This is a genomic window from Streptomyces sp. NPDC057486 (genome assembly GCF_042802415.1).
GTDB classification, from domain to species: Bacteria; Actinomycetota; Actinomycetes; order Streptomycetales; family Streptomycetaceae; genus Streptomyces; species Streptomyces yanii.
On record NZ_JBHVEE010000021.1, the window covers coordinates 76,020 to 97,031 of the forward strand.

General features: G+C 70.6%; 19 protein-coding genes. 10 read left to right on the forward strand and 9 right to left on the reverse strand.

What is annotated here, in order from left to right; genetic code table 11:
* Window positions 1-382 precede the first annotated feature (382 nt).
* Window positions 383-1,231: a universal stress protein gene (locus ACFU6I_RS13125; protein ID WP_384364720.1), complete on the reverse strand. Its 849-nt coding sequence runs from the start codon at window positions 1,229-1,231 to the stop codon at window positions 383-385.
* A gap of 279 nt (window positions 1,232-1,510) precedes the next feature.
* On the opposite strand from ACFU6I_RS13125, the gene ACFU6I_RS13130 reads away from it, so the two are divergent.
* A complete protein-coding gene (locus ACFU6I_RS13130; protein WP_384364723.1) occupies window positions 1,511-1,933 on the forward strand; it encodes an Hsp20/alpha crystallin family protein in 423 nt (140 codons plus the stop codon).
* A 169-nt stretch (window positions 1,934-2,102) separates the two neighbouring features.
* Here ACFU6I_RS13130 and ACFU6I_RS13135 read toward each other — a convergent pair whose 3' ends face one another.
* Window positions 2,103-2,816 (reverse strand): TetR/AcrR family transcriptional regulator, encoded by a 714-nt coding sequence (locus ACFU6I_RS13135; protein ID WP_384364726.1) that lies wholly within the window; start codon window positions 2,814-2,816, stop codon window positions 2,103-2,105.
* A gap of 133 nt (window positions 2,817-2,949) precedes the next feature.
* On the opposite strand from ACFU6I_RS13135, the gene ACFU6I_RS13140 reads away from it, so the two are divergent.
* Window positions 2,950-4,170: a saccharopine dehydrogenase family protein gene (locus tag ACFU6I_RS13140; protein ID WP_384364728.1), complete on the forward strand. Its 1,221-nt coding sequence runs from the start codon at window positions 2,950-2,952 to the stop codon at window positions 4,168-4,170.
* A gap of 12 nt (window positions 4,171-4,182) precedes the next feature.
* Here the strand turns inward: ACFU6I_RS13140 and ACFU6I_RS13145 are convergent, their stop codons facing one another.
* Together ACFU6I_RS13145 and ACFU6I_RS13150 are read right to left on the reverse strand one after the other, a co-directional pair.
* Window positions 4,183-4,542 carry a hypothetical protein gene (locus ACFU6I_RS13145; protein ID WP_384364731.1) on the reverse strand — a complete coding sequence of 120 codons (360 nt, stop codon included), beginning with the start codon at window positions 4,540-4,542 and terminating at the stop codon, window positions 4,183-4,185.
* A gap of 287 nt (window positions 4,543-4,829) precedes the next feature.
* Complete coding sequence (locus tag ACFU6I_RS13150) at window positions 4,830-8,204, reverse strand: pyruvate carboxylase (protein ID WP_384364734.1); 3,375 nt, start codon at window positions 8,202-8,204, stop codon at window positions 4,830-4,832.
* Between the two features lie 151 nt (window positions 8,205-8,355).
* Here ACFU6I_RS13150 and ACFU6I_RS13155 point away from each other — a divergent pair, with 151 nt between their 5' ends.
* From ACFU6I_RS13155 to ACFU6I_RS13165, 3 genes are read left to right on the forward strand one after another with little or no spacing between them, the layout of a single operon-like run.
* Window positions 8,356-8,541: a hypothetical protein gene (locus ACFU6I_RS13155; protein ID WP_384364737.1), complete on the forward strand. Its 186-nt coding sequence runs from the start codon at window positions 8,356-8,358 to the stop codon at window positions 8,539-8,541.
* Between the two features lie 36 nt (window positions 8,542-8,577).
* Window positions 8,578-8,850 (forward strand): transposase, encoded by a 273-nt coding sequence (locus tag ACFU6I_RS13160; RefSeq protein ID WP_384364796.1) that lies wholly within the window; start codon window positions 8,578-8,580, stop codon window positions 8,848-8,850.
* Between the two features lie 45 nt (window positions 8,851-8,895).
* Window positions 8,896-9,375, forward strand: coding sequence for a hypothetical protein (locus tag ACFU6I_RS13165; protein ID WP_384364740.1), 480 nt, complete (start codon window positions 8,896-8,898; stop codon window positions 9,373-9,375).
* A gap of 165 nt (window positions 9,376-9,540) precedes the next feature.
* Here ACFU6I_RS13165 and ACFU6I_RS13170 read toward each other — a convergent pair whose 3' ends face one another.
* Window positions 9,541-10,953, reverse strand: a complete 1,413-nt coding sequence (locus tag ACFU6I_RS13170) for an aminopeptidase P family protein (protein ID WP_384364799.1) — start codon at window positions 10,951-10,953, stop codon at window positions 9,541-9,543.
* A gap of 241 nt (window positions 10,954-11,194) precedes the next feature.
* On the opposite strand from ACFU6I_RS13170, the gene ACFU6I_RS13175 reads away from it, so the two are divergent.
* From ACFU6I_RS13175 to ACFU6I_RS13185, 3 genes are all read left to right on the forward strand, one after another.
* On the forward strand, window positions 11,195-12,178 hold the full coding sequence (locus ACFU6I_RS13175) for a LuxR family transcriptional regulator (RefSeq protein WP_384364743.1): 984 nt from the start codon (window positions 11,195-11,197) through the stop codon (window positions 12,176-12,178).
* 290 nt (window positions 12,179-12,468) lie between these two features.
* On the forward strand, window positions 12,469-13,566 hold the full coding sequence (locus tag ACFU6I_RS13180) for a hypothetical protein (protein WP_384364746.1): 1,098 nt from the start codon (window positions 12,469-12,471) through the stop codon (window positions 13,564-13,566).
* A gap of 107 nt (window positions 13,567-13,673) precedes the next feature.
* Window positions 13,674-13,874: a hypothetical protein gene (locus ACFU6I_RS13185; RefSeq protein ID WP_384364749.1), complete on the forward strand. Its 201-nt coding sequence runs from the start codon at window positions 13,674-13,676 to the stop codon at window positions 13,872-13,874.
* Between the two features lie 5 nt (window positions 13,875-13,879).
* On the opposite strand, the gene ACFU6I_RS13190 is transcribed toward ACFU6I_RS13185, so the two are convergent.
* Window positions 13,880-14,332 (reverse strand): YbhB/YbcL family Raf kinase inhibitor-like protein, encoded by a 453-nt coding sequence (locus tag ACFU6I_RS13190; RefSeq protein WP_384364752.1) that lies wholly within the window; start codon window positions 14,330-14,332, stop codon window positions 13,880-13,882.
* Between the two features lie 109 nt (window positions 14,333-14,441).
* Here ACFU6I_RS13190 and ACFU6I_RS13195 point away from each other — a divergent pair, with 109 nt between their 5' ends.
* Entirely contained in the window at window positions 14,442-14,999 is a 558-nt protein-coding gene (locus ACFU6I_RS13195) for a nucleoside-triphosphatase (RefSeq protein WP_384364755.1), read from the forward strand.
* Window positions 15,000-15,165: 166 nt separating this feature from the next.
* Here ACFU6I_RS13195 and ACFU6I_RS13200 read toward each other — a convergent pair whose 3' ends face one another.
* Together ACFU6I_RS13200 and ACFU6I_RS13205 are read right to left on the reverse strand one after the other, a co-directional pair.
* Entirely contained in the window at window positions 15,166-16,188 is a 1,023-nt protein-coding gene (locus ACFU6I_RS13200; protein WP_384364758.1) for a glycoside hydrolase family 3 N-terminal domain-containing protein, read from the reverse strand.
* Window positions 16,189-16,687: 499 nt separating this feature from the next.
* Entirely contained in the window at window positions 16,688-18,931 is a 2,244-nt protein-coding gene (locus tag ACFU6I_RS13205) for a serine/threonine-protein kinase (protein ID WP_384364761.1), read from the reverse strand.
* 184 nt (window positions 18,932-19,115) lie between these two features.
* On the opposite strand from ACFU6I_RS13205, the gene ACFU6I_RS13210 reads away from it, so the two are divergent.
* Complete coding sequence (locus tag ACFU6I_RS13210; RefSeq protein WP_384364764.1) at window positions 19,116-19,346, forward strand: hypothetical protein; 231 nt, start codon at window positions 19,116-19,118, stop codon at window positions 19,344-19,346.
* Window positions 19,347-19,589: 243 nt separating this feature from the next.
* Here the strand turns inward: ACFU6I_RS13210 and ACFU6I_RS13215 are convergent, their stop codons facing one another.
* Entirely contained in the window at window positions 19,590-20,873 is a 1,284-nt protein-coding gene (locus ACFU6I_RS13215) for a tetratricopeptide repeat protein (RefSeq protein ID WP_384364766.1), read from the reverse strand.
* Window positions 20,874-21,012: the final 139 nt, after the last annotated feature.

The following is a 21,012-nucleotide window of genomic DNA, read 5'->3' on the forward strand; positions in this document are numbered from 1 at the left end:
CGGTCGGCCCCGACGTGCGCGATGATCGAGACCTCGGTTCCGGCAGCCGGCCGGCCGGTGCCCCCGGCACGCCGCACAACCAGACCCTTCACCCATGCCTGGCTGGGCGAGCACTGCGTCCGGAGCGCGCTGCCTCACACGCCGCTCACGTGATCGATGTTCGACGGAGCCCGGGACTGCTGGGGCGAGTGGCGCACCCTCTGCAGGTGGTCCACGGGTACGTGACCTGCGTCGCCGCCAAATCCCCCGGCTGACGCGGGAGCCGGCCGCAGTCGAGCCGGCTCCGGAGGGGCCGGAGCACGGGGAGCCGGTGCGCAGGAGCTGGGCGAAAGGCTCGTGCGATCGGCCGGTGCGGTATGTGTTTCGGCCCGGTCTCCCGGTCTCAGATCCCTTCGTCGGCCGGCGGGGGCACAGTGATCACGGGGCAGGCTGCCCTGTGCAGCAACCCGTGCGGGACGGAGCCCAGCCGCATACCGGTGAAACCCTCCCGGCCACGGCGGCCGACGACCACGGCGAGCGCATGCTCCGAAGCCTCCGCCAACGCCTCGACAGGATGCCCCCGCAGCACCACGTGACTCAGGGGAACATCTCGGTAGGCACTGGACCGCGCCGCGGTTGCTTCATGCAGCTGCCTGTGGCACGCCTCGATCGCGGCGTCCTCATCGAAAAACCCTGGCAGCCGCCGCTGCCACACCCACACCGCTCGCACGGAGGCGCCTTGCGAGGCAGCAGCCTCCAAGGCGTGATCCAGCGCCGCATCGGCCGACCGGCTGGCGTCCACCCCGACCACCAGGTACGGCGGCTCCTCCTCGGTGCGCCCGGCTTCCGGCACCACGACAACCGGGCAGGCAGCGTGCGCACTGACCGGAACCGTCGTCGAGACAGCACTGAGCATCTCCCCCAGCCGACCCAGCCGGCGCGAGCCGAGGACCACCAGCCGCGCGTGAGCGGACCTCCGAACCATGACCTGGGCCGGATTGCCATCCGTGATGAAGGTCGTCACCTCAACACCCGGCTGCCGCTCATGGGAACGAGCCGCCGCCTTGTCCAGTGCCTCGTCGCCCAGCTGGCGCAAGGCCTTGTGGTGTGCCGTCTCCTCGACGCCGCGTACGTGATGGGTCACGGGCAACACGGCGTGGACCAGATGAAGACGCACCCCACGGCGGGCGGCTTCGTCGGCGGCCCAGGCCAGGGCCGCATCGGCCGGCTCCACGGCGTCGATGCCGAGCATGATCGGGAGTGGTTCACTGGCAGCTGTCATGGCTTCCTCCACCTGTCTGCGTGCGCGGGGCAGCAGCCGTGGGCTGCGGCCGCAGCTCATACCTGCACGGTACGCACATGGACGGCGAGGCGGAGGACCGAGCAGCCCCCGTGCGGAGAGCTGTTCCCGGGGAAAGGGTGCGCTCCCGGGACCTTCGGACCCCCGTTGCGGACTGTTCGGCCCCTGCGGCCGGGAACGCGGCGCGGTGGACTGAACACGTCGTAACCGCAGGACCGAGGAGGTCTGGGCATGGCTGTACTCGCACGCAAGCAGAAGTTCCCGTTCCCGGACCTGCCGGACTGGTTCGAGGCCTTCCCCACTCGATTCACCATGCCGGCGATGGCCGATCTGTACACGATGAGGATCGAGGAGTTCACCGAGGGCGGCCGGTACGTCATTCGAGCGGAACTCCCGGGCATCGAGGTCAAGGATCTGGACGTCACGGTCGAGGACGGCAACCTCACCATCAGGGCGGAGCGCACCGAGCGCGAGGTGGACAAGAATCGCAGCGAGATCCGCTACGGATCCCTCACCCGCAGTGTCACCCTGCCCAAGAGCGCGGACGAGAACGACGTCCATGCCGAGTACATCGACGGCATGCTGACCGTCAGCGTCGGCCTCGGCGAGGAGAAGGCGGAGGCGAAGCACATCGAAATCAAGCACCCCATGTGACCCGCACCGCGTGGTCGCCCGGGCGGACCTGCCGTCCGAGCGACCCGGGTCGGTCCCGGCCGCACCACGTCCTCCCCCGACCCCGTGGTCGGGGGTCTGGGTGCGCCGGAGAGGCCTTGGAGTCGGCCTCGACCGACGGGTCCGCCCCGCGACACCCCGGGATGGTCCTCTATCCCCGGGAGCGCAGTGCCTCCCACTGCGCAGCGGCACCGTCCAGCAGCATCTCCAGGGCCGTCGGATAGGCGCTGTCGAGCATGCGGGTCGCCAGGAGGTGCGCCGCCTCGGCGATCCGGGGGTGTGTGGTGCGCGGCAGGCGGGCGTACGTCGAGCGCCACATGTCCTCGTCGGCGCTGAGACTTTCGCGTGGCAGGGCCAGCGAGGCGGCGTCGAGCGCGGCGAAGGCCAGGGTCTGGTCGATGAAGGCCTGGTAGATCCGTACCGTGTCCGGCAGCGGGAACCCCGCCGTGCGGAGCACGTCGAGGATGGCCTCGTCGGCTGCCAGCTCGTGGGCCCGGCCGGTGACCCGGTTCGCGGTCAGCAGTGCCGCCTGCGGATGCCCGACATACACGGCGTGGATGCGCAACCCGAGGCCCCGCAGATCCGACCGCCACTCCCCCGTGGGCCGCCAGCCTTGCAGGGCCTGCCCGATGAGGGCGTCGCCGATGGCGAGGGTCAGATCGTCCATGCCGCGGAAGTACCGGTAGAGGGCGCTGGGATCGGCGTCCAGGGCCAGGCCGAGACGGCGGGCGCTGAGCCCCGCGCTGCCGTGCTCACGCAGCATCCGCAGGGCGGTCTCGACGATCAGTTGCTCGGACAGCACGGTGCCGCTCCTGGTGGGACGGCGCCGTCGCCGTTTCTCCTCGGGCACCACAGTTTTCGCCATCGCCGCCTCCTCGCGTCCTTATGCCAACAGCATTGACCTTATCCGAGCACCCGGCGTTGTATCTCCCGGCAGGGGCGCCGCAGCTTCGGTCCGCGCGGGCACGCCCTGTCTCCACAGAGAGGAAGTCCGTCTCATGCGTGTTCTGCTTGTGGGAGCCGGCGGTGTGGGCACCGCGATCACCCGGATCGCGGCCCGGCGCTCGTTCTTCGACGAGATGGTCGTGGCCGACTACGACCTGAGCCGGGCCGAGGCGGCGGTCGCTGCCCTCTCGGGCGCCGCGGGCCGCTTCCGTGCCGAGCGCGTCGACGCGTCCGATCAGGCGGCGGTGACCGCGCTGCTGAAGCGGCACGGGTGCGACGTCCTGCTCAATGCCACCGACCCGCGGTTCGTGATGCCCCTCTTCCAGGCGGCGCTCGCGGCCGGCGCAACCTACCTCGACATGGCGATGTCTCTGTCGCGCCCGCACCCCGCGCGGCCGTACGAGGAGTGCGGGGTCATGCTCGGCGACACGCAGTTCGCTCAGGCCGCCGACTGGGAGAAGGCGGGCGCGCTGGCCCTCGTCGGCATGGGTGTGGAGCCGGGGCTGTCCGATGTCTTCGCGCGATACGCGGCCGACGAACTCTTCGACGAGATCGAGGAGATCGGCATCCGCGACGGCGCGAACCTCACCGTCGACGGCTACGAGTTCGCACCCTCCTTCAGCATCTGGACCACCATCGAGGAGTGCCTCAATCCGCCGGTCGTCTACGAAGCGGACCGCGGCTGGTTCACCACCGCGCCCTTCAGCGAGCCGGAGGTGTTCGACTTCCCCGAGGGCATCGGCCCGGTCGAGTGCGTGAACGTGGAGCACGAGGAGGTGCTGCTCGTCCCCCGCTGGATCGACGCGCGGCGCGTGACCTTCAAGTACGGTCTGGGCGAGGAGTTCATCCAGACCCTCAGGACGCTGCACCTCCTGGGCCTGGACCGCACCGACCCGGTGACCGTGCCGAGCGCCGCGGGCCCGGTGGGCGTGTCGCCCCGCGACGTCGTGGCCGCCTGTCTGCCCGACCCGGCGACGCTGGGCGAGCGCATGCACGGCAAGACCTGCGCGGGCACCTGGGTGCGCGGTACCAAGGACGGCGCGCCGCGCGAGGTCTACCTCTACCACGTGGTCGACAACCAGTGGTCGATGGCCGAGTACGGCTCCCAGGCGGTGGTGTGGCAGACCGCCGTCAACCCGGTCGTCGCCCTCGAACTCCTGGCCACGGGCGCGTGGACCGGTTCGGGAGTCCTCGGCCCGGAGGCCTTCCCCGCCCGCCCCTTCCTGGACCTGCTCAGCGCGTACGGCTCTCCGTGGGGCATGAGGGAGCAGTGACCGTCCCCCGGCTCACCGGGGGATCTGACGTCCCTCCTCGGTGAGGGTGAGCGTCAGACAGCCGATCCACTCGCCGCTGTCGGGGTACGCCCAGTTGTCGGCGTCGGCCAGAAGCCTCGGCAGTTCCTCCCGCGCCATGGGCGTGCCGGGCTGGAATCCGCGCCTCCCGTCAGGAGCGGTCCAGGGAATGACACGGCGGACCTCGATCCAGCCCCGGTCGACGAGAGGCAGCAGGACGGCTGCCAGCTCCGCGACGGGTGCGGAAACCAGCGGCTCGTCCAGGTCACCACGTACACCGGGCAGGATGTCGATCTCGAACGCGTTGATCATGAAGGCGCGCTCTGCGCCGGAGAGACGGTCGGGAGGGTTCACCGCGGAATCGTCGCATGCACGGTGGCCCCTCCCGTCCGGTGGACCTCCGGGCCATGGAGTCCCGGAGCCGGGCCGGGCGACTGCACGGCCCGGGACCCGGGTGGAGGGGCACCAGGGCGTGATCGGAAGTCCCGCCCGCCCCGCGACGCCCGGCACGCACGCTCGCTGCCCTGTCGGGCTCGCCCGAGTACGTCCGGTACGAGGACGACCCTCCGCCTTGCGATCGCACGCACCGGACGCCGCCGGGCCCACCCTCCGGGCGGACGGCGGGACTTCCGACACACGCCCTAGGTGATCACCATCAAGAGGTCGCCCGCCTCGACCTGCTGAACGGAGTTGATGGCCAGTCGGTTCACCGCTCCGGCGACCGGAGCGGTGATGGCGGCCTCCATCTTCATCGCCTCGATCGTCGCGATGGTCGCCCCCGCCTCGACGCGGTCCCCGGCCACGACCGACAGCGTCACCACCCCGGCGAACGGCGCGGCAACGTGCTTCGGGTCGGACTTGTCGGCCTTCTCCGCGGCCGGCAGTTCCGAGGCCACCGAGCGGTCGCGCACCTGGATCGGCCGGAGCTGGCCGTTGAGCGTGGCCATCACGGTGCGCATGCCGCGCTCATCCGCTTCACCGATTGCCTCCAGCGCGATGAGCAGCCGCACTCCGGGCTCGAGGTCCACCTCATGCTCCTCCCCCGGCCGCAGACCGTAGAAGAAGTCCTTGCTCGGCAGGACTCCGGTGTCGCCGTAGGCGTCGCGATGCGCCTCGAACTCCTTCGCCGGTCCGGGGAACAACAGCCGGTTGAGGGTGGCGCGCCGGTCCTTCTCCAGTCCGTCGTGATCATCGGCGGACAGTTCGGCGACCGGCCTGGGCGCGGCGCGGCCCTTGAGGGCCTTGCTGCGGAACGGCTCCGGCCAGCCGCCGGGCGGGTCGCCCAACTCGCCGCGCAGGAACCCGATCACGGAGTCCGGAACGTCGTACGCGCCGGGTTCGGCGGCGAACCGCTCGGGTGGGACGCCCGCGCCGACGAGGTGCAGGGCGAGGTCGCCGACCACTTTGGACGACGGTGTGACCTTGATCAGGCGGCCGAGCATGCGGTCGGCCGCGGCGTACATCGCCTCGATGTCCTCGAACCGGTCGCCGAGGCCCAACTCCCGTGCTTGGACACGCAGGTTGGACAACTGACCGCCGGGGATCCCGTGGTCGTACACGCGCCCGGTGGGCGAGGCCGGTCCGGCCTCGAACGGCGCGTAGATCCTGCGCACGATCTCCCAGTACGGTTCGAGGTCGCCGACCGCCCGCAGGCTCAGCCCGGTCGGCCGCTCGGAGTGGTCGGTGGCCGCGACGATCGCCGACAACGAGGGCTGCGAGGTGGTGCCCGCCATCGAGGCCACCGCTCCGTCCACGGCGTCGGCGCCCGCGTTGATCGCGGCCAGGTAGGTGGCCAGTTGACCGCCGGCCGTGTCGTGGGTGTGGAGGTGGACGGGTAGCTCGAACTCCCTGCGCAGCGCGGTCACCAGCTTCGCGGCGGCGGGTGCCCGGAGCAGCCCCGCCATGTCCTTGATCGCCAGGACGTGCGCGCCGGCCTCGACGATCTGCTCGGCGAGCCGGAGGTAGTAGTCGAGGGTGTAGAGCTTCTCGGCCGGATCGGACAGGTCCGAGGTGTAGCACAGGGCCACCTCGGCGACGGCCGATCCGGTCTCGCGTACGGCGTCGATGGCCGGCCGCATCCGGCCGACGTCGTTGAGCGCGTCGAAGATGCGGAAGATGTCGACGCCGGTCCGGGTGGCCTCCTCGACGAAGGCGGTGGTGACCTCCGTGGGGTACGGGGTGTAGCCGACCGTGTTGCGGCCACGCAGCAGCATCTGCAGGCAGATGTTGGGCACCGCCTCACGCAGACGGGCGAGGCGGTCCCACGGGTCCTCGGCCAGGAAGCGCAGGGCCACGTCGTAGGTGGCGCCGCCCCAGCACTCCAGCGACAACAGCTGCGGCAGGGTCCGGGCCACGGCCGGGGCGACGGCCAGCAGGTCCTTCGTCCGCACCCGGGTGGCCAGCAGGGACTGGTGGGCGTCCCGGAATGTGGTGTCGGTGACGGCCACCGCGGGTGATGCCCGCAGCCACCGTGCGAAGCCCTCCGGCCCCAGCTCGGTCAACCGCTGTTTCGACCCGGCGGGCGGTACGCCGTTCGCGATGTCCGGCAGTTTGGTCGTGGGGTCGATCAGGTGCGGGCGTTCGCCGTGCGGCTTGTTGACCGTGACGTCGGCGAGGTAGGTGAGCAGGCGGGTGCCGCGGTCGGCGGAGTGGCGCGCGGTCAGCAGCTGTGGGCGCTCCTCGATGAACGACGTGGTGACCCGGCCCTCCTGGAAGTCCGGGTCGTCGAGGACCGCCTGGAGGAACGGAATGTTGGTGGCCACGCCACGGATGCGGAACTCGGCCACCGCACGCCGGGCGCGTCGCACCGCGGTGGCGAAGTCGCGGCCCCGACAGGTCAGTTTCACCAGCATGGAGTCGAAGTGGGCGCTGATCTCCGAGCCGACGAAGGCGGTGCCGCCGTCCAGCCGGATGCCGGAGCCGCCCGGCGAGCGGTACGCGCTGATGGTGCCGATGTCCGGCCGGAACCCGTTGGCCGGGTCCTCGCTGGTGATCCGGCACTGCAGTGCGGCACCCCGCAGGGAGATCCTGTCCTGGGCGAGACCGAGGTCGGCCAGGGTCTCACCGGCGGCGATGCGCAGTTGCGCCTGGACCAGGTCGACGTCGGTGACCTCCTCGGTCACCGTGTGCTCGACCTGGATGCGCGGGTTCATCTCGATGAAGACGTGGTTGCCTTCCCGGTCGAGCAGGAACTCGACGGTGCCGGCGTTGCGGTAGCCGATGCTGCGCGCGAAGGCGACCGCGTCGGCGCAGATGCGGTCCCGGATCGCGGGGTCGAGGTTGGGTGCCGGGGCCAGTTCGACGACCTTCTGATGGCGCCGCTGTACCGAGCAGTCCCGCTCGAACAGGTGGATGACGTCGCCGTGTCCGTCGGCGAGGATCTGCACCTCGATGTGGCGGGGGTCGACGACGGCCTTCTCCAGGAACACCGTGGCGTCGCCGAAGGCGGACTCGGCCTCGCGGGACGCCGCCTCGATGGCCTCGCGCAGGTGCGCGGGGTCGTCCACCCGCCGCATTCCGCGGCCGCCGCCGCCGGCAACCGCCTTGACGAACAACGGGAAGCCGATCTCCTCCGCGGCCGCCGCCAGCTCGTCCACGTCGGTCGACGGCTGCGACGATCCCAGGACCGGCACACCCGCCGCACGGGCCGCCGCGACCGCGCGCGCCTTGTTGCCGGTCAGTTCCAGCACCCCGACACCGGGACCGATGAACGTGATCCCGGCGTCCTCGCAGGCCCGGGCCAGATCCGGGTTCTCGGACAGGAAGCCGTACCCGGGGTACACGGCGTCCGCCCCGGCCCTGCGCGCCGCGCCCACGATCTCCTCGACCGACAGGTAGGCGCGTACCGGGTGTCCTCTCCGGCCGATCTCGTAGGCCTCGTCGGCCTTGAGACGATGCAGCGAGCCGCGGTCCTCGTACGGAAATACCGCCGCCGTTGCGGCGCCCATTTCATAGGCGGCGCGGAACGCGCGGACGGCGATCTCACCACGGTTCGCGACAAGTACCTTCCGGAACATGCACAGTCCCTTCCTGACGTTCGCGACGTACGCGCCCGACGGGCGCCCTCGTGACTGATGCCCTGTCTACACCCGGACAAGTGCGGCTCGGGTCGAATCGCCACCGGCCGGTCGCTCATCTGCGGGTTCGCGAAGGCCGGGAAGCACGCCCGTGCTCGGCGTAGTGAGCGCCGACGGCACCACCGCCAACGGCTCCTCCCTGATCGACGAGACCGTCCGCGAGGGCGCGAGGCGGGTGCCGGACCCCGCACCGGAGGCCGAAGTCAACACCTGTATGGCCGAGTTGGACGACGAGTGCGACGAGAAGGACCACCGGCTCGTGGTGCGCAACGGCTAACACCAGCCGAGGACGGTCACGACCGCGGCTTTGGCCGTGCCCCCGCTGGAGCAGCTCCTCGGCTCGGCGGCCGGCCTCTCACCGGCGACGGTCACCCGGCTCACCCAGCAGTGGCGGGCCGACCACCAGGTGTTCGGCGAGCGCGACCTGTCCGGCAGCGGCTACGTCCAGGTGTGGGGCGACGGCATCCGCCTGCGCATACGCCTGCGGGAGGCGAAGTCGTGCGTCCTCGTGCTGATGGGCGTGCGCGCGGACGGCGCCAAGGAACTGATCGCCATGAGCGACGTCCACTGCGAAGCCGAAAGGTAGGGTTCCGTGCCGACAGTCAGAGGTCGCGGAAGGGCAGGAGCCGGGGTGGGCGCATCATCGTGGCAGTACATCGAGCCTTATGCCGGAGATGTCGCGGCGGCCCTGGCCACCGTGCGACAGCGCGAGTTCGAAAGGCTCTTCGTCCACGGAACGCACGGGGACGAGCTCCAGCCAGCAGGCCAGTCGTTCACCTCTGTCGACGACCTCGATGCCCTGTGGGAGGACGAGACCTTCGGCAGCGAAGGAACACACACGATCATCGACGTGTGGGAGGAGATCGACGCCGACGCGTACGACGATTCCCACACCGTGCGTCCGCTGTCGGACGAGGAGTCCATCGAGATCCTGGGAACCGCGGAGCCGACCCGAGGGGATTTCGAACGAGCCCAGGAGCGCTACCGTGCGCGGCACCCGGCTTCGGTGGGACTGTGGGACATGCCGCGTTGGTCGGCGTGGTGCAGGCCGTTGAAGGACGCCGATGGGGCGAACACGATGATCGCCTTTTGGGGCAGGTCCGGCGACTGACGGACATGGCTTGATCCACAGATCCTGACTCCTGCTCGCGAAGGAGACGGGACGGGTCATGCGCGGAGCGTCGCATCCCACATCCAGGACGACGAGGACGTCCCGTCGGACTCGACTGGGCGGCTCAGGTCACGGGAACACCGAACCGCCACGCCGACGACCCGCTCAGCCTGCGAACCGGGCCATCCACACCTCGATTTCGTCCGCGGCGCGCGGCAGGCCGGCCGACAGGTTCTCGTGGCCGCTGTCGGTGACGAGCAGGTCGTCCTCGATCCGGACGCCGATGCCGCGCCATTCCTCGGGCACGGTCAGATCGTCCGCCTGGAAGTACAGGCCCGGCTCGACGGTGAGCACCATGCCAGGCTCCAACACGCCGTCGACGTACTCCTCGTTGCGGGCGTTCGCGCAGTCATGGACGTCCAGACCGAGCATGTGGCCGGTTCCGGCCATGGTGAAGCGGCGCTGCAGGCCGAGTTCGTACGCACGGTCGACGGGGCCCTCGATGAAGCCCCACTCGACCAGCCGCGCCGCCAGGTGACGTTGCGACGCCTCGTGGAAGTCGCGGTACGGGGCACCCGGCTTGACCGCCGCCATACCGGCCTCCTGCGCCTCGTACACCGCGTCGTAGATCTCGCGCTGCAGTGGCGTGAAGGTCCCGTTGATCGGAAGCGTGCGGGTGACGTCGGCAGTGTAGAGGGAGTGCGTCTCCACGCCCGCGTCGAGCAGGAGCAGATCGCCCGGGCGCACCGGACCGTCGTTGTCCGTCCAGTGCATGATCGTGGCATGCTCGCCCGCGGCACAGATCGAGCCGTAGCCGACGGCGTTGCCCTCGAGACGTGCCCGACGGAAGAAGGTTCCCTCGATCCACCGCTCGGACGACGCGATCGCCCGGGAAAGCTCCCCGATGACATCGGTGAATCCGCGCACGGTGGAGTCCACAGCCTTGCGGATCTCGGCTGTCTCCCACTCGTCCTTCACGAGGCGGAGATCACTGAGCGCCTCCTCCAGCTCGGCGTCACGCTCCTCATCGGTCGTGACAGCGGCCTCGAGGGACGGGTCGTAACCACGGACGATCCGCGTCGGTGCGCCGGAGGCAGCGGCCAGGTCGTGGGCGGCCGTGCGAACGTCTCGGCAGGGCAGTCCGAGCACGCGCTCCGACTCGGTGAGGGAACGGCGCCGGCCCATCCACAGCTCTGCCGTCGCGCCTGTCCAGAAGTCGTCGTTGTCCCTGCTGTCCCGTGGCAGCTGGTAGCAGTACGCGTCGTGGCCACCGTCCGCGCGGGGTTCGAGCACGAGAGCGCCGTCACGGGCCTGGTCCCCGGTCATGTGCACATAGCCCGAGTACGGCCGGAACGGGTAGCTGTCATCGTTCGAGCGGGCCTTGAGGTTCCCCGAGGGGATCACCAGGCGTTCGCCGGGAAAGCGCTCGGAGAGCGCGGCGCGACGGCGTGCCGCGTACGGAGCCTGCTCGCTGAGCTGCAGACCGTGCCGCTCGGTGTCCGCCCACCCCGTCCGCATCAGGGCGGAGAGCTCCTCGGAGATCCCTAGGTAGAGACCGTTCTTTCGACGTTTCGCCACTTCATACACCTTCTTCTGGGTGGGTTCCTCAGGGGCGAGGGGCAGAGAGGCCCGTACGGACAGGCCGGACTCCGTCCCGATGCAGCCCCAGGCCCGCTCGCTGCCACCGGTCGTCGGCGACTCCCGGACGGTACCTCGCACCGCGCCCACCGGGTGCCGAAGACTGCCAGTGGCACAGATCGGCCATCGGACGATCGAACGGCCTGCCCGGACCCAACGGGAGCCGTCGATAATGCGACACATGGCAAATGCAAAACTCAGCGAGGCTCTTCGGCTTCTGGGGATCGAGCACGAGGCAGGACGGGTCTACATGGCTCTGCTGGACCTGGCGCCCGCTCCGCTGAGCGCGATCGGGGCCGCGGCCGCTTTGGACGGCGCGGAACTCGCCGCGGCGTACGGCGAACTGGTCGACGCAGGCCTGGCCAGTGCCGCCGTGGAGGGCGGGGATGTGGTGGCCCCGGTGCCGCCCGCCGCAGGGCTGGAGATCCTCGGCCGGCACCGGGCGGCCGAGCTCGACGAGTCGCGCATCACCGTCGGGGGCGCGTTCGAGTCGTTCCGGCGGCAGCGGCTCGCCGCGTACAACGACGATCTCGTCGAAGTCGTCACCGGGGAAGCCATCGGTCCCAGGATGCGCCAAGCCTGGGCCAGTGCCCGCGAACAGATCCGGCAGTTCGACTCACCGCCGTACTTCCCCCTTGCCGGCGCCACCGACGATGCGCTGGCCACCCTCGCCCGCGGTGTGACGCAGCGTGTCGTGTACTCCCGGGAGTCGTTGGAGCATCCGGGCCAGCTGGAGGCAGTCATCGAACCGTGCATCGAAGCCGGTGAGCAGGCCAGGGTATTGCCGTCGGTGCCGGTCAAGCTCGTGATCATCGACGAGGCGTACGCACTCGTGTCGTTGTCGATCAAGGAGGCCGATGTGCACAACACCATGCTGGTCGTGCAGCCGTGCGGGCTGCTCTCCGCGCTCGTGGCACTGTTCGAGCAGGCATGGCAGAACGCACTGCCCTTCCATGGCCGCACCGCCCGGCCGGGTGGCCTCCTGCCCGCCGACCGCCGCCTGCTGTGGCTCCTGGCCGGCGGTGCGAGCGACGAGGTCATCGCCCGGGAGATCGGAATCAGCCGCCGCACGCTGTTCCGCCGGGTGCAGATCCTGATGGCCCGGCTGGGTGCCACGAGCCGGTTCCAGATGGCTCTGCAGGCCCAACGTTGCGGATGGCTGTGACGGGAGCACACCCGTCCGCCCCGAAAGGGACGACGCGTCGCCCCTGATCGGTCACGCTTCTCGTCGATGGTGGTTCGGCATCGTGCCGAAGCGTGTCGGCAGACCTCCAAGACAGAGCGGTTGCCTCCGGCGGGGGCGCCCAGGCGGTGATCCTGCGCCCGGCCGTCGCGCACACAGGCTCGCCATCGCAAGCCGATCCCCCACCGGGGTGTACCGCTTTGCGCTCGTCGAACTCCATCGCCCCCGGGGCGCATCATCAAAGGAGGGGAGACCATCGACGAGGAGTGGCGATGAGGTTGTCGTTCCTTGATCCTCTCTACGCGGAGCCGGGCCCGTTCGCCTCCGTGTACCTGGACACCTCCCGAGACGTCGAGCATCCCGAGCGGGCGATCGCGCTGCGCTGGCAGCGGCTGCGCGAGAGTCTCTCCCGTCAGGGATCGGACCGGGCGCTGCTGAACGTACTGGAGGAGGTGGTCGGCGCCGACACAGAGGTGCCGGGTGTGCACGGTCAGGCCATCTTCGCCGCCCACGGCACGCTCGTCCTGGACGGGGAGCTGCCCAGGCCGCCCGAGCACGACTCCGCGCGCTACAGCACCCTGCCGGACGCGATGCCCCTGGTCACCCAGCACGTTCCCGAGATCCCCTACATGGCCGTAGTCGTCCACTACGGCGGCCTTCCGACCGCCGAGACCCACGGCTGGGTGACTCTGGAGGCGGAGACCGGCATCTGGCCCGCGTCCACCGTCACCCCGGGTGAGCGGCTGCACCGCAGGATCGCGGTGGCGACCTGGCACCGCGCCTCCCTCCGGCTCGGCCACCGGCTGGACGAACGGGCGCGGCGCGCCCATGCCGACGCCGTCGTCGTGGGCGGGGACGAGTGGGCGTGCAACGTACTGATTCGCCGCCTGCCGCACACCCTGCGGGACAAGGTCGTGCGCGTGGGCGGACGGACCCCAACCGACACCGGGCGCGCGCTGTTGGAGCCGCAGCTCGACGGCGTCTTCCGCGGCCGCATGGCCGCGCACGACCGGGAACTAGTGGACATCTTCATCGGCCGCCGTGCCCTCAACGGACCCATGGCGGAGGGGCTGGCCGCCACCGTCGCCGCACTCCAGCGCGGCCAGGTCGCGGCACTGCTGCTGAACCGGCCGCCGGGGTCTTCGCTGCGGCTCTGGACGGGCTCCCAGCCCACTCAGCTCGCCCTGACCGAGGCGGAGCTGCTCTCCTTCGGCGTGCGGGCCCCGCGCGAGGAACGTGCCGACGAGGCCCTTGTCCGGGCCCTCGTCGGCACCGGTGCCGAGCTCGTCGTCGTACCGGAGAGCGAGCTGAGGCTGTACGAGGGCGTGGGCGCCCTGCTGCGGTACACCGACCCGGGGACCCCGTCCTGACGCCGGCGCGCTGCGCCTCCCGGATCACGGGGCGCCCCTTGCGCGCGGCCGCCCCGTCCGCCGGGCGCGGAACGTGCCGACCCTGGGCTGGAACTGCAGCGCGGCGGATGGAGCACACGGGCAGGAGCAGGAGCGGCGGGGAGGAGGGCTTCGACTGCACGGGCTGCGTCTGGCCCGAACCGGACCCCACTCACCGGCACCGCAACGAGTACGTACGAACGGCGGCCCGCGGCCTGGTGCAACGCAGGACGGTCACCCCGGCCCGGTTCGTCCGGCTGTACGGCGCCCACGGCTGCGACCAGCGGTGACGCGCTCAGCGCTGATAGGTCCCGACCAGGGTGCCGGAGGCCAGCTCCCTGCCCTTCAGAGCACGGTGCACGTCCTCGGCACCCGGGTGGTCGTGCAGCGGCAGCGGCTCGGACAGGGCGTACAGGCGGAAGAAGTAGCGGTGCGGCCCGTGCCCCGGCGGAGGCATCGGCCCTCCCCAGCCCACGTGGCCGAAGCCGTTGGGCCACGGCAGGCCACCCGGGGGCTTATGGCCCTCCGGCGCCCCGGTGGTCCCCGGATCGATACCGGTCACCAGCCAGTGGAGGAAGGTCGTCCCCGGCGCGTCCGGGTCCTCGCACAGGAGCACCAGCTCCGTGGCCTCGTGGGGCACCCCCGACCAGGTCAGGGGCGGTGAGATGTTCTCACCCTCCCCGCTGTACCGACGGGGGATCACCGTTTTGTCGTCGAACGCGGTGCTGCTGAGTTCAATTCCGCTCATGCGCGCCGCCATACCCGCAACGGCGGCACCGGCACCGGTCCGCACCCCCAGATCCCCCGTTCGGCCGCCCACCCGGGCGGCCGCCGGAAGCGGGGGTGAAGATGGCAGTGTGCCGACAAGGATCCTGCTCGAGAGCCGCCCTGGCGCGGGCAAGACGACGGCCCTCCGTCGGCTGGCCGCGCTGCTGCCCGCCCACGCGGCCACCGGCTTCACCACCGAGGAGATCCGGCAATCCGGCGCCCGCGTCGGATTCGCCCTGGAGACCCTGGCAGGCCGGCGGGAGGTACTCGCCCATGTCGACCTGCCCGGTCCGCCACGGGTGGGGAAATACGGCGTCGACCTGGGCGTCATGGAGCGACTGGCGCTGCCGTCGCTTCGGGCGGCAGCGGCCGAGGGGGCCACAGGGCGGCTGGTCCTCATCGACGAGCTGGGACGCATGGAACTGGCGTGCACGGCGTTCCGGCACGCGGTCGACGCGCTGTTCGTCGCGGAGGTGGACGTCGTCGCCACGGTCCACACGCACCGAGATCCGTTCACCGACGCCCTCAAGCGGCGCGCCGACATCGAGGTCGTCCAGCTCACTCCGGCAAACCGGGACGTCCTGCCGGGGGAGCTCGCGGCCCGACTGCGGCAGCCCCGGCCGCGCGGAAGGACCCCCTCTCACTGATGAGAGACCGGCCCACCTCCGACCTGCCGAAAGCAGAGTCGGGGTGACAGCCACATGGGGGCCCTGTGCGCCGAGTCCTTCGCTCCCACGGAACACACTGTGGGCGTGGCCATGGTTCTCGGGTGGATGCACACAGCGCTTCGCACCGTGCTGTTGCTTCAAGGCCTCAGCGGCAGTCGAGCAGGCCCGCGTTGCGCTTGGCATCGAGTATCCGCCGCACGCTGTCGTTGACCTTGGCCCGGAACGCAGCGTCCTGCCCCATCCGGGTCTGGACGGCCTGTGTCATCGCGGGCACGGTGCTCGGCCGCACCGTGAGGATCATGTCTCCGCCGGCCGCGATGAAGTTCACGGCCCGCTGGGCAGGGCTGAAGGACCGTACCGCGACCGCGTTCCCGAGGTCATCCGAGATGACCACTCCCTTGAAGCCGAATTGGCTGCGCAGCAGATGATCGATGACCGTCGGTGAGAAGGCCGCCAGGTGCTTGGGGTCGATCCTGGTGTAGGTGGCCGACGAGACCATCACGAAAGGTGACCCGGCCCGGATCCCGGCCCGGAACGGCGTGAGGCTGGAACTGCCGACGGTCGTCACCGAGTCCACGACGTTGGCGGTGGTGTCGGTGTTGCCGATCACCTGGCCCAGCCCGGGAAAGTGCTTGATCGAGGTCATCACGCCCGACTGCGCGAAGCCGGCGGCGAAGGCGCCGGTGTGAGAGGTCACGGTGTCCGCGGTATGGCCGTACTCGCGCTGGAAGGAACCGATGGGGATGTTGCGGGTGCCAAGAGCGGCCGGAACCACGTCGGCGACCGGTGCCAGGTTCAGGTTGACCCCGGCAGCCTTGAGCTGCTTGGCCCATCCGGCGGCCTGAGTACGCAGCGTCGCGGTCGGCCAGCTGCCCTGGGTCAGGGCGCTGGGCATGGCCGAGAAGCCGGGGCCGCTGAGCACCTGTACCCGGCCACCCTCCTGATCGGTCGCGACGAGGAGGCCGACCTGCCGGTCGGCGACCCGATCCGCCTGGCCTCGGAAACCGTCGACGAGCTTTCTGGTCGCCGTCGTACCGGCGGTGCTGCGGCCGGTCAGCATCACTGACCCCACATGGTTGTCGCGTAGGGTGCGCAGCTGAGCTTGATCGGGGTGGGCCGCGGAAATTCCCCCCATGAAAAGCTGTCCGACCCGTTGAGCCGTGGTCATGCCGGACAGGTATCGGTCGGTACAGGTGGCGGCAGGTGCCGACGGGGCGGTACTCGCGGTGGCCGGGGCAGCATCGGTGCTGGTACGGCTCGGCAGTGCACTGGCGGCGCCCGGGCCTCGTGTGCCATGGCTGGCAGCGAGGGATCGGGGGGAATCGGCTATTGCCCCGGGGGAGACCGATGCACCGCAGCCTGTGACGGCGAGCGCCAGAGTAACCAGCGGGACCCCGGTGCGCAGGACTGTGCAGCGGCGGCTGGGCCGCTGCCGGACTCGTATTGTCATGCTTCTTCTCCCGGCCTGGACGAGCCGGGGCTACCGCGCGCTGCGCTGCCGCTTCCGTCACGGCGAGCCCGGCTTGCTGCATCCATCACACCGTACGTTATTGGGCATTTGTTCGCCCCTTGGTGGGTGTGAGGAATCCACGGCGGACCGGTGACCGAGTGAGCCGCTGAGGTGTCCGCACGGCAAGAAAAGCAGCCGGCGTCCGGTGCCGCGCCGGTCAGCCCGACTTCGGCGGTTTCTGCGTGTCGAAGGCGAAAAGAGTGTTCTTGGCCGCGGCCACGATCACCGCACGCCCCGCAACGGTCACGCGCGGGCTTGCGCCCTGCTCCCCCGTCAAACCGTCGGCCTGCGGGTCTGTTGTCCACAGAAGTTTGCCGTCGTGCGGCGACAGCGCGACCACCCGGCCGGTGGCCGAGCTGAAATACAGCGCGTCGGCTCCCGCAACGGGACCAGACGCACCCTCCACGCTTGTCTGCCGCGACCACTTCTTCCGGCCGGTCACGGGGTCGAGCGCCGTGACGAAACCGGTCTGCCCGCTCACGTAGACGGTGCCGTCCGCCATGCCGGGCGTCCCCGCGTATGTCCTGGCCAGTCGGGAGTACGTGACCTTCCGCGAGGCCGGGTCGACCCGCGCCACCCCGTCGTAGCCGGCCAGCGCCGTTCCCTCCATGTGTCCCTGAAGGAGTACGAGCCTGCCGTTGGCGACGCCCATCGGCACGGCGGGGCCGTCAACCGCGATGGGCCTGCCCAGTGTCCCCGAGGCGCGGTCGACCGTGTACAGGGTGGGGTGGCGCACCTCCGAGGCATCGACCTCCGCATCCGTCGCGCACATCGCGAAGAGCTGTGGGCCCGCCGGGACGGGAGCGCACTGTGCACCCGTGGGGAACGACCTCGTCCAGGTGACCTCACCGCTGTGCGCGTCCCGGGCCTCGAAGCGGGAGTTGGAAACGTCGACCGTCACGACGGCGGAGCCGACCACAACGGCGTCCTGAGTCCGACCCGTGACGGCCGTCGACTGGGCGCCGGACGGCACGGACCACAGCTCCCGGCCGTTGTTCGCATCGATGGCCACCACCTCGCTGGGAGGGCCCTGCGGGGCATCCTGGGCGGCGAAGCGGTAACCGAGCACCGTGTCGTCGGTGGCGCCCACCAGGTGCATGCCCTGGACGGGGACGCCCGGGCTCTTCGTCGTCCACACCCGCGAGCCGTCCAGGACCCTGATGCGGGTCGCGACAACACCGCCGCCCCCGCAGAACAGCGCGTCGCGGCGCGCGACGCAACGCAGCTCGTCAGGGATGTCCTCGCGACCGCCCTGCACGGTCTTGCGCCACGGCTCGAAGCCGTCCGGAAGTGCGGCACCCGGCGCCGCAACGCTGTTGCCCTTGTCGCCGCCGCTGTTCCCCCCAAAACCGCCCGCCTTCAGTGCGGCGACTCCCCCGCCGATCGCTGCCACCGCGACCGCGGCCGCGAGCACAGGACGCCATCGACGACGCAGACGGCGCCCGATGGGGGTGCCGGTGCTCCCTGTATCGGGCCCGGCCGGGGCGGTGGTCGGGGCAGTCGGCGCCGGGGTGGCGCGCGTCGCGAAGTGATGCTGGGTGATCACGTCGCGGGTGCGGCCCGCGCCACCACCGTTCGCATCGGTCCCACCGAGGTCGGCCGGCAGGTCCCGCAGCAGCAACAGGAGTTCGTCCGCCGAGGGGCGCCCCTTGGGCTCCTTGTCCAGGCACGACTCGACGACCGCGCGCAGAGCCACCGGCACGGCACCCAGCGACGGCTCCTCGTGCACCACCTGATACGCCGTCATGTATGGGCTGTCCGCGTCGAAGGGCCCGTGGCCCGTCGCCGAGTACACCAGCAGCGTCCCCAGGGAGAAGATGTCGGACTGCGGCCCCACACCACGCGGCGCCTGCAACTGCTCCGGGGACATGAAGGGCGGCGTACCGATGACCCGCCCTGTCATCGTCAGCGTCTGCTGGTCCATGGCGCGCGAAATGCCGAAGTCGATGACGCGCGGGCCCTCGGGCGAGAGCACGACGTTCGAGGGCTTCAGGTCACGGTGGACGACCCCCACCCGGTGGATGTCGCGCAGCGCCTCCGCCAGCCCGATGGCGAGCCTCCTCAGCTCCGCTCCGTTCAGCGGGCCCTTCGTGGCGATGCGCTGGGCGAGCGTGTGCCCCTCGATATAGGTCGTCGCCATCCACGGCTGCTCGGCCTCAGGGGCAGCGTCGACCACGGCGGCGGTGAACGCGCCGCTCACCCGCCTTGCCGCCGCCACCTCCTGCCGGAAACGGATGCGGAACTCGTCGTCCCCCGCGAACTGCTGGTGGATCAGTTTGATCGCAACAGGTCGCCCCGAACTCGTACGGGCCAGAAAGACCGTGCCCATGCCACCCGAGCCGAGCCGCGCCTCAAGCGGATAGCCGCCGATCTCGGCTGGATCACCTCCACGCAGCGACACTCTTCCCGACCTCCCGTCCCCCGTGCACCTCTGCCACCACGGGCCTGCTTACCTGTCCTGCACACAAACTAGCCGCAGGGCAGTACGGCAGAGCAAAGCGGGTGACGAACAGGGAGCCCAGGGGCTGCTCCCGTGCCGCACAGGACGAAGCCCCGCCAAGAGCATGGCGGGGCTTCGTCCTGTCGTGGAACACGGCACGGTGCGGCCCATCACCACACGCAGAACCCCGTCGGTACAAGCCGACGCCGCGAACCTCCCCGCCCGCCTCGGCACCTGCCTGGCCCAGGCCACCGACCCTGCCCTCCCCCTCAACGCCCGCGCGGCCCGCGCCTACCGCGACGCCTGCTTCTTCCACCCGTTCGTGAACAGCAACGCACGGCGTGTTCCTGACGTTGACCTACCTGCCGACCCGTGAGGGCACCGTCCTCGACCAGGTCGCCCCCGTTCGGTGTGCGCTCCGCAGGGCGGATGACGCGGAAGGGGCGTTGGGCCTGGCACGGGTGGTCGGCGTGCTCATGCGACGCGTACTGCCACCGGACGGCCGGTCGCCGGTCCCGGATGGCTGAAACAGCCAGGCTGCCGTCGACTCGGCGCTCCGGGTACTGCCCCTGGCCCCGGCCAGGAGCCGTGGTCGGCGGGAGCACCGGAGAGCCGGCCCTCAGAGATCCTCGGCACGCAGTCTCCTCGTCCCGTCCAGACGGGATCGCAGGTGTGCGATCGCCTTCTCCGGCTCGCCCTGGCACACCAGACGTTCGGCCACCGCGATCACACCGCCCGACGTCCCGAAGTGCATGAGGTCTTCGGCAGGGACAACCGGCGGGCAATGTTCGGCGTCGTCCTCCCCGCGGCGGCTGCGCAGCTTGAGAACCTGAGCACGGGCATGGGCGTGTTCGTCGGGGTGACCACCATGCCTGGCGAAATAGTCGTCCAGGTACGCCAGAGCTTCGTCTGCACGGTCGGCCTCGACGAAGACGCGGCAGAGCAGATGGATGATCCAATCGGCGTCCCCGCCGGCGGTCTCCGCCGCCCCGCGCAGTACCTCGATCGCCTCGCAGTGGTAGTCATGGCGCGCGAAGAGTTCAGCCAGTTCGAATGCCGCATGGGGATCCCCCTCGCTGCTGTACTGCTTCAGCAGGGCGACCGCCTCCTCAGTCCGGCCCCGTTCCTCCAGCAGGCCGGCGAGCGCGGGCCGGGCGTACTCCTCCCCGTCCTCGTCGAGGTCGAGCCAGGCACGCAGCTCCGCCTCGCGTCCATACCGGGCCAGAAGAGCGGCAAGTTGCCGAGCGTGCCCGGCGAACACCATGCCGTCGACGCTCACGTATCTCCTGAGCAGTGCTGCCGCCTCGTCGACGCGGCCCTGGCGTTCCAGGAGCGTGGCATGCAGGGGGACGGTGTCCCAGGCGTCCGTCGCCCACGGCTCGAACGGGACCGTCGGACCTACGCCGACGGACGGGATCAGGGCGGCAATCTCCTCGTCACGGCCGTGGCCCGCGGTGAGTTGCACCAGCACCTCGGCAAGGGAACTGTCGGCGGTCCGGGGGCCGAGCAGCGCGACGACCTCGTCGATGTGACCCTGCCGAGCCACCAGGCGCGCAAACTCGCGCACGGCCTCTCGGTGCCCGGTGTCGGCGTGCGGACGCAACAGTTCGGCGGCTTCGTCGAGCCGCTCCCAGTCGGCGAGCAGCCGACCGACGGTGCGGACGGCCGGCCACCATCCGGTGGAGGCGAACGGTTCCAGGAGCGCCAACGCCTCGACCTGCCCGCCGGATCCCCCGTCGGTCGCGGCGGCTTCGGCGAGTTGGCGGGCGCAGAACCAGTCACCGCGAGCCGCGGCGTCGCGGAGAATGCCGTCATGGCCATGTTTGTGGAGAGCCGCAGTGACGGCGGGTGGTATCCAGCCGTCGTAGGTGCGGTGGCGGTGGTCCAGGTCGACTGCGTCCATGATCGCGAACTCTAGGGCGTGTGTCGGAAGTCCCGCCGTCCGCCCGGAGGGTGGGCCCGGCGGCGTCTGGTGCGTGCGATCGCAAGGCGGAGGGTCGTCCTCGTACTGGACGTACTCGGACGACCCCGACAACGCAGCG